The 14,835-nt window shown below is 42.7% G+C and carries 15 protein-coding genes; 14 read left to right on the top strand and 1 reads right to left on the bottom strand.

The features are described from left to right. Positions 1-133 precede the first annotated feature (133 nt). From queF to BLV90_RS01525, 10 genes are all read left to right on the top strand, one after another. Positions 134-547, top strand: coding sequence for a preQ(1) synthase (queF, locus tag BLV90_RS01570; protein WP_091735078.1), 414 nt, complete (start codon positions 134-136; stop codon positions 545-547). Between the two features lie 56 nt (positions 548-603). Next, positions 604-1,806 carry an MFS transporter gene (locus BLV90_RS01565; protein WP_245726207.1) on the top strand — a complete coding sequence of 401 codons (1,203 nt, stop codon included), beginning with the start codon at positions 604-606 and terminating at the stop codon, positions 1,804-1,806. A 146-nt stretch (positions 1,807-1,952) separates the two neighbouring features. Then, entirely contained in the window at positions 1,953-2,654 is a 702-nt protein-coding gene (locus BLV90_RS01560; protein ID WP_091735075.1) for a response regulator transcription factor, read from the top strand. Then, on the top strand, positions 2,651-3,655 hold the full coding sequence (locus BLV90_RS01555; protein WP_091735072.1) for a sensor histidine kinase: 1,005 nt from the start codon (positions 2,651-2,653) through the stop codon (positions 3,653-3,655). Before BLV90_RS01560 ends, BLV90_RS01555 begins: the two co-directional genes overlap by 4 nt. Positions 3,656-3,856: 201 nt before the next feature. After that, positions 3,857-4,627 (top strand): ABC transporter ATP-binding protein, encoded by a 771-nt coding sequence (locus BLV90_RS01550; RefSeq protein ID WP_091735069.1) that lies wholly within the window; start codon positions 3,857-3,859, stop codon positions 4,625-4,627. Continuing rightward, positions 4,602-6,551: an FtsX-like permease family protein gene (locus tag BLV90_RS01545; protein WP_177167839.1), complete on the top strand. Its 1,950-nt coding sequence runs from the start codon at positions 4,602-4,604 to the stop codon at positions 6,549-6,551. The genes BLV90_RS01550 and BLV90_RS01545 overlap by 26 nt, the downstream gene beginning before the upstream one ends. Positions 6,552-6,926: 375 nt before the next feature. Continuing rightward, on the top strand, positions 6,927-8,210 hold the full coding sequence (locus tag BLV90_RS01540; protein ID WP_177167838.1) for an ABC transporter permease: 1,284 nt from the start codon (positions 6,927-6,929) through the stop codon (positions 8,208-8,210). A gap of 12 nt (positions 8,211-8,222) precedes the next feature. Then, positions 8,223-9,122, top strand: a complete 900-nt coding sequence (locus BLV90_RS01535; RefSeq protein ID WP_091735060.1) for an ABC transporter ATP-binding protein — start codon at positions 8,223-8,225, stop codon at positions 9,120-9,122. Next, the gene (locus BLV90_RS01530) at positions 9,119-9,865 is read left to right on the top strand and encodes an ABC transporter ATP-binding protein (RefSeq protein WP_091735057.1); all 747 of its coding nucleotides are present in this window, start codon (positions 9,119-9,121) and stop codon (positions 9,863-9,865) included. Before BLV90_RS01535 ends, BLV90_RS01530 begins: the two co-directional genes overlap by 4 nt. Next, complete coding sequence (locus BLV90_RS01525; RefSeq protein WP_091735052.1) at positions 9,852-10,547, top strand: TetR/AcrR family transcriptional regulator; 696 nt, start codon at positions 9,852-9,854, stop codon at positions 10,545-10,547. The genes BLV90_RS01530 and BLV90_RS01525 overlap by 14 nt, the downstream gene beginning before the upstream one ends. Positions 10,548-10,611: 64 nt before the next feature. On the opposite strand, the gene BLV90_RS01520 is transcribed toward BLV90_RS01525, so the two are convergent. Next, positions 10,612-10,797: an alpha/beta-type small acid-soluble spore protein gene (locus tag BLV90_RS01520; protein WP_091735049.1), complete on the bottom strand. Its 186-nt coding sequence runs from the start codon at positions 10,795-10,797 to the stop codon at positions 10,612-10,614. Between the two features lie 394 nt (positions 10,798-11,191). Between BLV90_RS01520 and BLV90_RS01515 the strand changes: the two genes are divergently transcribed. The 4 genes from BLV90_RS01515 (at position 11,192) to BLV90_RS01500 (ending at position 14,827) form a co-directional block, all read left to right on the top strand. Next, positions 11,192-11,392: a cold-shock protein gene (locus tag BLV90_RS01515; RefSeq protein WP_091735045.1), complete on the top strand. Its 201-nt coding sequence runs from the start codon at positions 11,192-11,194 to the stop codon at positions 11,390-11,392. A 194-nt stretch (positions 11,393-11,586) separates the two neighbouring features. After that, on the top strand, positions 11,587-12,528 hold the full coding sequence (locus BLV90_RS01510) for an ETX/MTX2 family pore-forming toxin (protein ID WP_091735042.1): 942 nt from the start codon (positions 11,587-11,589) through the stop codon (positions 12,526-12,528). Positions 12,529-12,850: 322 nt separating this feature from the next. Next, on the top strand, positions 12,851-13,270 hold the full coding sequence (locus BLV90_RS01505; protein WP_091735039.1) for a Na-translocating system protein MpsC family protein: 420 nt from the start codon (positions 12,851-12,853) through the stop codon (positions 13,268-13,270). 222 nt (positions 13,271-13,492) lie between these two features. After that, positions 13,493-14,827 carry a nucleobase:cation symporter-2 family protein gene (locus BLV90_RS01500; protein ID WP_281241988.1) on the top strand — a complete coding sequence of 445 codons (1,335 nt, stop codon included), beginning with the start codon at positions 13,493-13,495 and terminating at the stop codon, positions 14,825-14,827. Positions 14,828-14,835: the final 8 nt, after the last annotated feature.

Genomic DNA, 14,835 nt, shown 5'->3' with positions numbered 1-14,835 from the left:
TGTAGTGTTTGAAAATAAGGTTCTGTGAAGGTGATTGTGGGTTTCTTCATTGAGTAGGATCGACTTTTGATATCAAATAGTGAGTTGGCCTTGATGGGATAGCTTGTGTGGATAATGAAGGGGGAAGAAGCCTGTGGGGAAAGTGGAAGTAGATCATAGTAAATATCAAAATATCCGATTTGATATTCAAGATGAATCGGCGATTATGACGGATATCCTGGAGACTATTCCATATGAGTATCCAGGAAAAGATGTAGAGATTGAGATCCCGACAAATGAATTCACTTCGGTCTGCCCTTGGTCGGGCCTTCCGGACTTTGCGGATATCACAATCAGCTTTGTACCCAATCAAAATTTGATTGAAATGAAATCATTAAAATATTATTTAACATCCTACCGTAACGTAGGTATCTATCAAGAGCATGCCACACGGCGTATTTTAGAAGAAGTAGTGGCTGCGATCAAGCCGAAGCGGATGAAAGTGAAAGCGCTTTGGAACCCTCGTGGGGGATTAGGAACAAAGGTAGTGGCGGAATACACCGCTTAACGAAGAAACCTTGGTAAGCCTGGATTTTTAATGATTTGCCTCTAGAGAGGGGTTAGATGGAGAGGGAGAAGCAAATGACGTCAAGTCGATTAACACGGTTCACCTTTAGCGCACATTTCTATTTTATCTTATTTGGTATGGGTGGATTTTTCCCACTGTTAAGCACATATTTTCTTAAAGACGCCGGCCTTAATGGTACACAAATCGGAGCCATTCTTTCCTTAGGACCGATTATAATGGTCTTCGCCCAGCCGTTATGGGGGCTGTTATGTGATACTACACAACGATCTAAGCAGGTACTGATGGGGACAACCTTTTTTACGGGTCTCTCCGGTTTAGGCTATCTGATAAATAACGATTATGGTTGGATGTTGGGTATTGCTGCGATATTGGCAGTTTTCCAAGCGGCCCTTGTCCCTATTTCCGATAGCCTCGCGATGAGCTATGTTCAACGTGAGGGAGGGGATTATGGGAAGCTTCGACTGTGGGGAGCAGTCGGCTTTGCTAGTGCAGCGTATTTTATTGGAGAGTGGGCAGAGAATTCCGGGTTGATGGTGATTTTTATCGGTTTTGCTGGGGCGATGACTCTAAGTGCTGTGACAGCGTCTTTATTACCTCGGGAACGAGTTTCCTTTGATATAGACTTGCGCACTGGACTAAGCCGTTTGATGAAACTACCCCAGTTTCCTTTGTTTTTAATGGGGACCTTTTTCGTTTTTGGGCCAATCCAGGCCAATAATGTCTACTTTGGTTTGCTGATTCAAGATCTAGGAGGTACTTTAGCAGGGGTAGGGATCGGATTTTTACTTGCTGCAGGTTCAGAAGCACCTGTGATGCGTTTCGCCAGTAAGTGGATAAGCCGCAGAGGGTTATTATCAGTCGTGATATTTGCTTCCTTAGTCTCTGCTGCCCGGTGGCTTTTTTATGGATACGAACCCTCAGTTGCGTGGGTCTATATTACAACGGTGAGCCAGGGTCTTTCTGTCGGGTTATTTATTCCCGCCGCCCTTCAATATGTACAGGATATCGCACCGAAAGAAGTAAAAACAACAGCGATTGCTCTTTATACAGCAGCGGGAACAGGACTTGGAAATTGGTTTTTTAGCCTGCTAGGGGGAGTAATCTTTGATCACTTTGGTATTTACTCTACCTATCTCTTTTTTGGAATTTCTACATTGTGTGGAGTTGGGATGGTCCTCTGGGTCCAAAGATTGGATCGGAAATCCGAAAGTTCGCTAGAGAGATCAAGTGTCCGTTAGTTCTATTACGAAAACACATAAATTCCTGATTATAGGAAACCGTATGGGGTATCTGAAGAGAATGAGAGAGGGTTTTGTTGGAATTTTCATTATGAAGGATTCTTTTTGCAAAGAGCTATATTTTTTTCAAATGAAAGAGGATTAATATGTTTACAATTATGATTGTAGAAGACGACCCTAAGATCAATCAGCTCCTTCAATCTCATATTGAGAAGTATGGATATCAAGCTATAGACACGACAGACTTTGAAAAAGTGTATCAACAATTTCAAGAGAATCAACCCGACCTTGTCTTATTAGATGTCAATCTACCTAAATTTGATGGATATTACTGGTGCAGACAAATTCGGTCTGTTTCAACCTGCCCCATTTTATTTATTTCTGCGCGTGAAGGTAAAATGGAACAAGTGATGGCTCTAGAAAATGGTGCTGATGATTACATTCCGAAACCCTTTCATTATGAAATCGTCATGGCTAAAATAAGAAGTCATCTACGTAGAGCTTATGGTTCCTATGCTTCAACCGAAGGAGAGCGTAAAGTAGAGGCCTCTGGTCTAACCTTATATCCAGAGCGAATGGAAGCTTCATTAGAAGGAAAAGAAATTGAATTAAGTCACAAAGAAGTGATCTTACTTGAAGCATTGATGGAACGTCAAATGCGCGTGGTCAGTAGAGATCGACTGCTCGAGAAATTATGGGATGATCAACATTTTATTGATGACAACACGCTCAATGTCAATGTGACACGGTTACGCAAAAAACTACGGGATCTAGGAATTGGTGATTGCATTGAAACTGTAAGAGGTGCTGGTTATATGCTAAAGGTCACTTGGAGAAAATCCAGATGAGACTTTTTTTGCGTGATCATATGGTTTACATCATCGTCTATCTGATCCAGATGATACTTGTACCCTTACTGTATTGGCTTGGTGGGTATGGGACTACATCCCTCGGACTTTATGCTATCTTGTTAAGCAGTACATTATTACTAGCTTATCTATGTTATCGCTATATCAGACTACGGTCTTTTTACCAACGCTTATCTCAACCTCTGGAAACACTAGATGAATCAATTCAAAAAGTAGGTTATGCACCTCTAGCAGATGCTTTGGATCAATTATTACAGACTCAGTTTCAACATTATCAAAACCAACTCCATCACTTTCAACATAGGCTAGAAGATCATGTAATCTTTATTAATCAATGGGTGCATCAGATGAAGACATCCATATCCGTGATCCAGCTCACTATTCAAGAAGAAGATGATCCTATCTTTCACAGCATTCAAGAAGAGATTGATCGCCTTCGTAAAGGGTTGGAAATGGTATTATATATTTCGCGCCTTGACCAATTTGAATACGACTTCCATGTGGAGTTAATCTCCATTCACCAGGTTGTTAAAAAAGTAGTTTCCAACAATAAGCGTCTATTTATCTATAATCAAGTTTATCCGGAAATTCAGGTGGATGAACAGATACACGTGTATTCTGATGAAAAATGGCTCTCTTTTATGATCGATCAACTGATCACCAATGCTGTTCGTTATTCGGTTGGTGAAAGCCAAAAGGTGATCATTTCCTGCTCTGTGTTGCATGATCAGGCCGTCTTAGAAGTCAAAGATTATGGGATTGGAATTCCCAAACAAGATATCCGGCGAGTCTTTGAACCCTATTTCACTGGAAAACATGGGAGAGAATATTCAGAGTCGACAGGGATGGGACTTTATCTTGTGCGCGAAATAAGCAATCGTCTGCATCATCGCGTTGAATTGGAATCAGAAGTAGGTGTAGGCACTTCAGTGCGCTTGGTTTTTCAACCCTTTATGAGTCAGATTCCTCCAGGTCAATAGTTTTTGTATATACATGAAAAGCCATTCCTTTATATTATAGGAATGGCTTTTTTAGCAGGTACAGCTGTGTCGAATTGCCACCTTACAAAGATGTAAGGTTGATGTAAGGTAAATCCATAGCAGGGAGTCGATTCGTCCAGTAAAGTATGAATCAAAGTGATAGGCTTGATAAAACTTACATGAATGAAGGGAGACGTAATAATGGAAATGCTACAAGTTCAAGGATTAAGTAAATTATATGCAGGTAAAGTATCGACGCGTGCCTTAACCGATATTCAGTTAAGTGTGGAACAAGGGGAGTTTGTCGGGATTATGGGTCCCTCGGGTAGCGGAAAAACGACCCTTCTCAATATGGTAGCCACCGTGGATACCCCGACTTCCGGAGAAGTCATTATTAATGGTAAAAATCCTCATACCCTTAAGAAAAATAACTTGGCTCGGTTTAGACGAAGGCATCTCGGCTTTGTCTTTCAAGATTTCAACTTACTTGATACGCTAACGATTGCCGAAAATATTGTCTTACCTCTTACCTTAGACAAGAAAAGTGTCAAAGAAATGGATCGGAAATTAAACGCCGTAGCTGAGAAATTAGGAATCGTCGAGATTCTAAAGAAACGAACCTATGAAGTCTCGGGAGGACAACAACAACGGGCGGCCATTGCTCGTGCTGTGATTCACTCGCCGTCTCTTTTATTAGCCGATGAACCGACTGGGGCTTTGGATTCTAAATCGTCTCGTACCGTTATGGAAATGATCGAAATGATTAACGAAACGGAAGGAACCACCACACTGCTGGTGACGCATGATGCACAAGCCGCTAGTTATTGTCACCGAGTGGTCTTTATTAAGGATGGTCAGTTACACAGCGAAATTTATCGTGGATCCAATCGGCAAGCATTTTTTCAGGAGATTATCGATATGCTTTCTTTTTTAGGAGGGAATGATCATGAACTTTCGTCAGTTCGCGTTTAATAATGTCAGACGAAATGCACGGGCTTACTCCGCATATTTCCTTAGTAGTGCCTTTGCGGTCATGATTTTTTTTACCTATGCCGTTTTTATTTTTCACCCTAATTTGGTCCATAATGACATCGGAGCTACAACGAAGCAAGGAATGAAAGCTGCTGAGTATGTGATCTTTGCGTTTTCCTTTCTGTTTGTGCTCTATTCCATTAGTGCTTTCCTCAAAGTGCGGAAAAAAGAGTTTGGCATTTTATCCATCTTAGGTTCAGAAGGGAAACAGCTAAATCGCCTGATCTTTTTGGAAAACATGATTATTGGTTCAGCTTCCATCCTTACGGGGCTCGCTAGTGGAATGATTCTGTCTAAATTATTCCTGCTAATTGGGGCTCGGGTGGCGGAGATGAAGGAACTTCCCTTTTATTTACCATGGAAAGCGATGGCACTGACTACGATTTGTTTTTTCGTACTATTTTTCGTGATTTCTTTGGTGAATTTATTTCTCGTTCGTCAAAACCGAGTCCTTGAGTTATTACAAGGATCGAGTAAGCCGAAACCAGAACCCAAAGTTTCCATCTGGCTCTCTCTCTTATCTGTGGCTTGTTTTGTCGGAGCGGGTTTCCTGATGAAGCAAAATATCATGGACAAAAGTATGAATTTCAATCTCATTTTGCTGTTAGGGACGGTTGCTACTTATTTTTTCTTTACACAAATCAGTATGTTTATCATTCGTTTATTAAAGAAAAATCGGCGCTTCTTTTGGCGAGGAACCAATCTCCTTTGGGTTTCTGATATGGCGTATAAAGTAAAAGATAACGCGCGGATGTTTTTTATGATCACCATGGTCATCGCCATGTCGTGTTCGGCTATAGGAATGATTCTTACCTTAAATGCGCAAAATGAGCAACAATTTAAGTCGAATAAATTTGCCTATAAGTACAATACACGTCAAATGGGTAAGTGGAAATTCGACTTCAAAAAAATAAAAAAAGATACTGCGAAAATAGACAAAGAATTGAAGCAAGCGGGTATCAAGTATAAAAAAATAAGGAAATCCATGCTAGAACCAGGTGCAAAAGAATTCAAAGAAAATACAGGAGTCATGAAAGAATCTGATTATAATCGCTTAGCAGATATATATGATCTACCCAAAGTGCCCTCACTAACATCGAAAGAAACAATGATCATGAACAATTTATCTGGTACTAAGGAAGAATCAAAAAAACTACAAAAGCTTACGATGGCAAAGGGTAAAGCTGAGTTTACTATAACAAAACAATTTGAAAAAACGTTGGATAATTCGTTTGCTTACAGTCATATTGCCGTGATCTCTGACATATCCTATGCAAAATTGAAAAAGGTCATGCCTTCAGCAAGCGAAGAAATTGATATCTCTTATTACATTCCAGAATGGCTCAATGATCAATTGCCTGATTCGAATTCCGTAGAAACAAAGATCGGTAAAAAATTAGTAAACTGGTCTAGGGAAAATGCAACACAGAATAGTATAGATATTTTTCAATCTCGTGCAGTTGACTATGTATTGCTAAAGCAATCAATGAGTATTCTGAGCTTTATTGGTATATTTATTGCGGCGATCTTCTCACTTTCTTCAGCTAGTTTCTTATACTTTAAGCTGTATACGGAATTAGACCAAGACCGTCATCTTGTCCATAGCCTTTCTAGAATGGGATTAAGTTCTAAAGAGATGAAGCGATCTGCGACAATTCAAATTGCGGCTCTATTCTTTATTCCCCTTGTTGTAGCAGGAATGGAAACACTAATCGGTTTGTTCTTGTTGAAGGAGCAGTTTTATCTAGGAGAGCCATTGATCCCAGCCTTGATGGGAATTGGTAGTTTCTTTACCGTACAAGTGGTTTACTTCCTCATTGTGAGGTCTCGTTATCTAGCTCAGCTTAATCGAGTCATGGTCTAAAGTGTCTGGGGTATTCCCAGATAAACAAAAGAGGTTTCCCTCAAGGGGAACCTCTTTTTGCAATATCGGGCGTCGTTTAGCAGATTAGTGCGAATATGGTTGCGACGACTAAGAGGAATATCAACAGACGTCTGAGGCCGAATCCGCCATACCCATAACCATAGCTCATTGCCCGATCCCTCCTTCTTCGCTGCTCAGGTTTATAGTATGAAGGTGAGCAGAAGTCGTCCTAGACAGGAATCCAATCTCGTGAAGATAGTGAATGTGCGGATAAAAAGCGAATGGAAGTGGATGGAAAACATTAAGTTGACGATGGTGTCATCGGCCTCATATAATAAGTGAGTAATCACTCATTTCATGAGGGGTGTGAGGATAATGTGGCGGAGAATCCAAGCCATAGTGGGGAAGGAATTTATCCAATTACGTCGGGATCGACGCACCTTAGCTATGATGGTGATGCTTCCTGTTCTTTGGTTGGTTGCTTTCGGCTATGCTGTTAATTTTGATGTGGAGACGATACGCGTCGTTGTGGTGGATGAGGCAAAACACTCGGATAGCGCATCTTTTATCAATCAAATCAAGGAAGAAGAAGATTTTAAAGTTACTGAGAAAGCTAGGATGAGTGAAGCAAAAAGGACGTTAGAGCAGGGGAAGAGAGATGTGATCATCCATTTTCCTAAAGATTACAAACAATTCCCGCAAAATAAGCGGGAGCGAATCCAGATCCAGGTGGATGGGAGTCGACTTTTTCAAGCACAATCTGCTTTACGTAAGTTAAATGGTGTGCTTGCCGATGTCCAACAGGACAGCATGCAGAAAATGCAGAGGGAATTACAAACCACTCTCATGAAAAGTGTCTCTTTTGGTATGGGGATGGATTCACCTCAGTGGAGGGAGATGATGAAGAGTCTCCTCCCGGAAAAAGTAGCACAGCTGCAAAAGGGATTGGAGAAAGCAAATAAGGAACAGATGGAAAGCACAATGAAGCGGATGGAAAAAGCTCTTCCAAAGATGGATCAAATACAACCGGATGTGGATGTGTTATACAATCCCGATTTAAAAAGTGTCTCCTTCATGATCCCAGGACTAGTGGGTTTGGTTCTCATCTTTATCACAACATTGATGACAGCGATGGGAGTCGTTCGGGAGAAGGAGCGAGGGACGTTGGAACAATTGATTGTCTCTCCTGTAAGCTCCTTTGAATTATTGGTAGGGAAACTTATCCCGTACTGCATTATTGCGGTGTTTGATTTTTTACTCGTTTTTGCTGTAGGGGTCTGGTTTTTTGATGTGCCCTTTCGAGGAGATCTGTTGCCTTTCTTAAGCGTCTCGTGTCTCTTTTTGCTTGCATCCTTAGGGATTGGATTACTGATCTCTACGGTCTCTCAGAACCAACAGCAAGCCATGCAATTAGCCATTTTGACATTGGTTCCTCAATTTATTCTCTCTGGCTTCGTGTTTCCTCTGGAGGCGATGCCCTGGGGGATTCGATGGCTCTCCTATCTCATGCCACTTACCTACTTTATTCCCATCAGTCGAGGCTCTTTTTTGAAAGGGGTATCCCCCTTAACCGATGAATGGGGAATTCTTGCTTTAGCCATTGCTGCTGTTCTCTTTCTGGTACTAGCGACCATTCGATTCCGACGGAGTCTCGGATAAAGGAGGAACACCATGCTGAACGTGAAGGGAGTTTCCTACGCTTATCGAGGAAAGAAAGCTTTGGATCAGGTGTCATTTACCCTGGGTGAGAAAAAGATCACCGCTCTAATAGGCCCAGATGGTGCAGGGAAAACAACCCTCCTTAAAGTGATGGCAGGGCTACTAAGGCCTTCGAGTGGTGAAGTGAATGGCAAAGACGGGATGTCCCTTGGTTATGTTTCACAGTTTTTTGGTCTTTATGGAGAGATGAGTGTACAGGAGAATCTCCACTTTTATGGTCGTTTAAATGGGCTTACTTTCAGAGAAAGCACGCAGCGGATCGAAGAACTGCTTCACTGGACGGGATTGGAGTCTGTTATTCACCGAGAGGCAGGAGCGCTCTCTGGAGGAATGAAGCAAAAGTTATCGATAGCGGCGGCAGTTCTTCATCGGCCGGATCTATTATTGTTAGATGAACCAACCAACGGTGTAGACCCTGTATCTCGAAGGGAAATGTGGCGACTGCTACAATCGGTGGCAGAGGGAGGCACACAAATTTTTGCGGCTACGCAATATTTAGATGAGGCTGCCTATTGCGGCCGTGTGATTTTATTGCATCAAGGCCGCATTCTTGTGGAGGAGTCCCCTCAGCAACTTTTGCGTGACTTTCCTTTTCGACTGTTGGTCATTCGGGAAGCGGGTCATGAACGTGTAAAATGGATGGATCGGATCCGTAAAGAGTTAACCACCGGGGAAGTATTTTCAAAGGGGAGGGATCTGTATATTCTCCATCGGGAAGGAATGTCTATACAGGGGAGAATCAAGGCGATATTACCCTCAGATAAGGGGCTCTCATTAGAAGAAGTGGAACCTGGTTATGAAGAAGTCTTTACCCAGCGGTTTCAGGATGCAGATGGGGGAGAGAGCCGATGATACAACTGCAGTCGATCACAAAAAAATTTGGGGATTATACAGCAGTCGATCAGGTCAATCTCTCTGTGGAGCAGGGAGAAATCTGTGGGTTAATTGGTGCCAATGGAGCGGGAAAGACTACCTTAATTCGCATGATGTGTGGTCTCCTTCTCCCTGATGGTGGAGAGGGGCGGGTGCTTGGTTTTGATATTCGTCACCAACAAAAGGCGATTCGTCAGCAGATAGGATATATGTCTCAAAAATTTTCTCTCTATCCTGATTTGACAGTAGAAGAGAACCTTCGCTTTTATGCTGCTTTATATGGCATCCATCAAGGGTTAGAGAAGCGAATTGCCTCCCAAATTGAAGCATTCCGTTTAGAAGAGGTGCGCCAGGAACGAGTGGGGAGGCTACCAGGAGGATGGCTACAGCGGGTTGCCTTTGCTTCTGCACAACTTCACTCTCCACCGCTTTTATTTCTTGATGAGCCAACCAGTGGTGTGGACCCGGTGACCCGGCGAGCATTTTGGGAACAGTTATATCGGCTTGCGGATGAGGGGACGACGATACTGGTAACCACTCATGTGATGGATGAAGCAGAACGTTGCGATCATATTACGATGATGAATCAAGGGGAAGTCGTCGCCGAGGGAGCGGTGAATCAGTTAAAGAAGGAGTTTGCAAGGGATGAGCACACGCCCTTAGCTACTCTCGATGAATTATTCATTCAGTTAACAGGGAAAGGTGACCATGATGGAGGATAAAGAGTGGAAAGAATGGGTTCACTGGGTTGCTGAGGAGTATGGATTAGATTTATCAAAGGAGCGGGTCACAGAAAAACAACGCCGCATCCTAGAAGCTGCGATCCATATTTTTGCAGAAAAAGGGTTTGAAGGGGCTTCCACTAGCTCTATCGCTAAAGAAGCAGGTGTCGCAGAAGCGACAATTTTTAAGCATTATAAAACGAAAAAAGGGTTATTGTTGTATCTAGTCATCCCTGCGCTATCCCGAGTAGTCGTTCCCTATATACTCAAGCCTGTAGTAAAGATTTTGGAGAAAGAACAATCCCTCAGTGAAATCATACCGGAACTGTACGCAGATCGCTTGCAACTGGTAGAAAATAATTGGCGAAAAATCCAAATCATCCTTGTGGAAAGCCTATATCAGCCAGAAATTCGCGAAGCTGTACAAAACCATGTAGCAACTAAAATTTTTGGAGAGGTAGTGGAGCGAGTCGAGGAATGGCAAAAAGAAGGTCGGATTCGTAACGATCTTCCTGCTCATGTTGTAGCGCGTAGTATCATTTCTATGGGTTTTGGGTTTATCGTCACCAAAAATATACTACCTGGAAAAGCGGTACAACAGGGCCAGAGTGAAGAGCTATCCTGGACCGCGGAAGCATTATTACACGGGATTGCAGGGTCATTGGAACAAAAGAACAACTAAAAAAAGGTAAACAAAAAGGGAGGTCCTATGGTTGGCCTCCCTTACTTGTACATTATGGATGGTCTTAGATGCGGTTTTGCATGGACATACCTACCAGACGTCTGGTGATCTCCCCACCAACAGAACCGTTTGCGCGTGCAGGTTGATCAGGCCCAAGCTGAACACCAAATTCAGAAGCGATTTCAGTTTTCATTTGGTTGATTGCACCTTCGGAACCAGGAACCAATAAGCGATTGCTACGATTAGCCATGTTTTTCACCTCCTCTGAGGGATGTACTGTTAATTTCTCCGTAGAATCGTTTATTATGATTGGGAAATTATGTTCAAACATAGGGAGTATATTGATGTTCCTCATACTCCTACTTTTTCCTGACCGGATATGAAAGAGGATGAATCCTGATGTTAGAAGGGGGTTTAACTAAATAGCTATAATACGCTAAAAAAAGAAGCGCGCGAGATTTATTTTAGAGAGGGGCACTAGTTGCAAAAAAATATGCATGTGATATAATGAATCCTGGTTGTAGGTATTGAGGTATATAATTCACATGTTATAAAGAATTATAATCTCATCTTATATTCTTTATAATGTGTGAATTTTTGCCGTTGATATTTTGCAACTGAATTATTTTTTGGAGGGATTTTCCATGATTGAAGGTACAGTTAAGTGGTTCAACGCAGAAAAAGGCTTCGGATTCATCGAGGTAGAAGGCCGTGACGATGTATTCGTACACTTCTCCGCTATCCAAGCTGAAGGTTTCAAAACCTTGGACGAAGGTGACAAAGTAAGCTTTGAAATCACCCAGGGCAACCGTGGTGACCAAGCTCAAAACGTTGTCAAGATCTAAGGCGACATTGAAACAAAACCTCCCAACTGGGAGGTTTTTTTATTAGTGTTTTTTACCATATTAACCAACTATACGCTATTGATATGCTGTGTTATTGTGCTTACAATAGCTTCAACTCACTAAAGGAGGGATTTATTGAAACCGGAATTATCTGAAAGAAACAAATCCATTGAAAAAGGAGAGGGTCAATCTTGATGTATCCTAAAAAGCGGATTTTCAAAGTGTTTGCTGTGGTGTTTGCTTTTCTACTCATTGCAAGTGGTGGTATGAACTCAAAGGCTTTTGCAGCAGAAACGAAGCTTTTAGAGTTTGACCCTGCAGCGACGGATGCTTTCTGTAAACTTGTTACCGGATCTTGCTCCCCAAGTATTGATTGGGAACAGTCGACATTGACTGCGACAGATGTAAAGGCGACACCCATCGGGACACCAGAGGAAACAGATCAAAATACTCTGTTTATGGGAAGCGCTGAATTAGAAAATGAGAGTGCGACAGTTACTCAGAGTTTAAAATCGCAAGAGTTTAAAAAAGATTTTACAGACTCCGTAACCACGACAGTCACTGAAGGGTGGAAAGCTGGAGGATCCTTATCACTAAACGCAACAATTAAAGAGATTTTTGGATTATCTGGCACAGCGACGGGCGAGTATAACTATAGCGAGTCTGAAGCAAAAACCAAAACGTCGACGGCAACTTATACATCTCCAGCTCAATCTATTAACGTGCCTCCTCGCGCAAAAGCGATTGTGACAGTTAATTTACAACGAGTAAATAGTACAGGGAAAGTAAGCTTAGATGCGCTGATCGGTGGAGATCTAGCCATCGATAATAGTGAAGAGGATAATCCTTCTATGAACCCAGTGTATGATCTATTCAAAAATGCCACAAGTAAAGGATATCAATTGCCTCCACAATTATCGCTTGATGATTCTGCGCAAAAGCTACGTTTCAAAGGAAGCGGAGAATGGACAGCAGATTATGGTTCGAAATATAAAGTTAATGTACAACTTGTGGATCTAGATACAGGAGAACCAAAGTTTTTCAAGAATAAAGATGGCAAAAATGTCAAGTCCTATAGTTTTGAAGTTCCCGTCAAAAAGGGTGACGTGGATAATAAGGGTTCAGACAAAAAGTAATGAAAACCTTTCACAAAGAAGGGGCCTTGATCAAGGCTTCTTCTTTGTGAAATTCTCAACAGCCTATCTCTCCTCCTTTCATCCTGCTCTCCGATCAAAATGCTGAAGCAACGATCATAGAGGAAATATTTTCTCAATCTTTTTTCAAATTTAGCAGGGTTGTGAGTGGTGGAAGTTGAAATGGACCGTAAGTAAGTTTTGTGTTGGTTGTCCAGAAAAAAGAGTTTACTGGGTTTGATGTGTTGCTGTAGAGAAGCATTCCTACTTGACAGAAAGATGGTTCGGTACTATTATGTAACAAAACTTAACATTATTAAGAGGGATGTCGGAGGAGGTTGCGGATATCCAATTATCTGTCAGGAAATCTAACACGCATACCTTGAAGAGTTCACTTTCACTTCCGCCTACCGGGGTATTGAAAAAGGAACTCGCTCAACTGAACAATCAAGTCAGCCAAGAGATGTATGGGATCGGTGTAAAGAAGCAGAAGGTAGAGATCATGGGTGATAAGATCGTGATTTTTACTGAGCAGAAGCGCATTCCAGCACTTGCGATTCTTGATGGGAAGTATGGAGAATTGACGCTGAGCGTCGATGCCGCACTTGTGCGGGAATTTAAAGAGCGTTTGAAAAATCATGTGGAGATGCAATTTGGACTAAAGGTGCGTTCTATTTTAAAGGATTACGATCCAGGGACGGAAGCGGCATGTATTGTAATTTTGCTCGACCGTAATTTGGTATAATAACTTTTATAGCTTGATGCGATTGAAATAATCCTTGTCGGGGGTTTGCCGTAAGAATCGGCTAGCCGCTCAACATATAATCTATGTAACGGAAGTTCAGACTCTGCTAAGCGGAGTGCTAAACGCCGTAGAAATAGAAGAGGGGACTCTTCTATTTCTACGGCGTTTTTCTTGTAGGGGGGATGTTGTGGGACCCAACCTTATTAGGAATGGAGTGATACGGTGAGGGCAGCTACCTATTTAAAAACCGGGTTCCTCGGATTGCAACATGTTTTGGCGATGTATGCAGGTGCGGTAATCGTGCCGCTGATCCTTGGATCGGCGCTCAAAATGAGTGGAGAAGAGTTATCTTTTCTTATTGCATTGGATCTGTTTACCAGTGGAATTGCGACGTTGATTCAGGTAATTGGTGGAAAGCATTTAGGGATTAGGTTGCCCGTTATCCTGGGCTGTACATTTACTGCTGTACCTCCGATGATCGCCATTGGAAAAGTAGAAGGATTGCCAGGGATCTTTGGAGCGGTAATAATCTCGGGGTTGGCAGTAATGCTACTCGCAACCTTTTTCAGTAAAGTGCTGAAATGGTTCCCCCCAGTGGTGACGGGTTCGGTGATTATGATCATCGGATTATCCTTAATTCCAGTAGCGATGAAAAATGCCGCAGGTGGGGAAGGGTCGCCGGATTTTGGGCAGATTGAAAATCTGCTACTGGCGATGATCACGGTAGTGTCCGTGGTAGCGATTAATCGATGGTCGCGTGGATATATACGGGCGATCTCGGTGTTGCTCGCGGTGATGATCGGTACGGTAGTTGCCTTTTTTATGGGGAAGGTGGATTTTGGTCAAGTGACGGAGGCGGGTTGGTTTCGGCTGGTAGAGCCTCTACACTTTGGGATGCCAACCTTTCAGCTACCAGCGATACTGACGATGATCTTAGTAGGGATTGTGAGCATGATCGAGTCAACAGGGGTATTTCTCGCTCTCGGTGAGGTATGTGAACGGAAATTGGAGCCAAAGGATATCCGCCGAGGATTGCGAGCGGAGGGTCTGGCCAGTGTGATTGGTGGTTTGTTTAGTTCCTTTCCTTATACCAGCTATTCGCAAAATGTGGGCCTTGTTGCCCTTAGTAAGGTGAGAAAACGCCGGGTAGCAGTGGCCGCAGGATTGATATTGATGGCGCTGGCTTTTTTGCCCAAGGTGGCGGCGATCACGATGGTGGTGCCAACGGCTGTTTTGGGAGGAGCGATGCTCCCGATGTTTGGGATGGTGATCGCTTCGGGGGTACGTATGCTCCATCGGGTGGACTTTCGGAGGAATGAAAATTTACTCATCGTCGCCTGTTCGGTAGGAATTGGGCTGGGTGCGGCGGTGGTGCCTGGGGTATTTAAGGAAGTCCCTCATTCTCTTAAATTATTTGTGGAAAATGGGATCGTCGTTGGTAGTTTGACGGCTTTTCTACTCAATCTATTGTTTACCTACGGCGCTGACCACAAGAAGGATAAGGATCATTCTTCATCCTCAGTCGCTCACAATCAACAAGTGGAAGTCACTTTGTGATTGGATCA

It is taken from the genome of Marininema mesophilum, assembly GCF_900106775.1.
Classification (GTDB): domain Bacteria; phylum Bacillota; class Bacilli; order Thermoactinomycetales; family DSM-45169; genus Marininema; species Marininema mesophilum.
Note: the sequence above shows the minus strand (reverse complement) of the source record. Positions and strands in the feature narration are given on the sequence as shown.

Coding starts and splice junctions, on each gene's coding strand:
- BLV90_RS01565 (WP_245726207.1), top strand. CDS start 604: ATGGAGAGGGAGAAGCAAATGACGTCAAGTCGATTAACACGGTTCACC.
- BLV90_RS01560 (WP_091735075.1), top strand. CDS start 1,953: ATGTTTACAATTATGATTGTAGAAGACGACCCTAAGATCAATCAGCTC.
- BLV90_RS01555 (WP_091735072.1), top strand. CDS start 2,651: ATGAGACTTTTTTTGCGTGATCATATGGTTTACATCATCGTCTATCTG.
- BLV90_RS01550 (WP_091735069.1), top strand. CDS start 3,857: ATGGAAATGCTACAAGTTCAAGGATTAAGTAAATTATATGCAGGTAAA.
- BLV90_RS01545 (WP_177167839.1), top strand. CDS start 4,602: ATGAACTTTCGTCAGTTCGCGTTTAATAATGTCAGACGAAATGCACGG.
- BLV90_RS01540 (WP_177167838.1), top strand. CDS start 6,927: ATGTGGCGGAGAATCCAAGCCATAGTGGGGAAGGAATTTATCCAATTA.
- BLV90_RS01535 (WP_091735060.1), top strand. CDS start 8,223: ATGCTGAACGTGAAGGGAGTTTCCTACGCTTATCGAGGAAAGAAAGCT.
- BLV90_RS01530 (WP_091735057.1), top strand. CDS start 9,119: ATGATACAACTGCAGTCGATCACAAAAAAATTTGGGGATTATACAGCA.
- BLV90_RS01525 (WP_091735052.1), top strand. CDS start 9,852: ATGATGGAGGATAAAGAGTGGAAAGAATGGGTTCACTGGGTTGCTGAG.
- BLV90_RS01520 (WP_091735049.1), bottom strand. CDS start 10,797: ATGGCTAATCGTAGCAATCGCTTATTGGTTCCTGGTTCCGAAGGTGCA.
- BLV90_RS01515 (WP_091735045.1), top strand. CDS start 11,192: ATGATTGAAGGTACAGTTAAGTGGTTCAACGCAGAAAAAGGCTTCGGA.
- BLV90_RS01510 (WP_091735042.1), top strand. CDS start 11,587: ATGTATCCTAAAAAGCGGATTTTCAAAGTGTTTGCTGTGGTGTTTGCT.
- BLV90_RS01505 (WP_091735039.1), top strand. CDS start 12,851: ATGTCGGAGGAGGTTGCGGATATCCAATTATCTGTCAGGAAATCTAAC.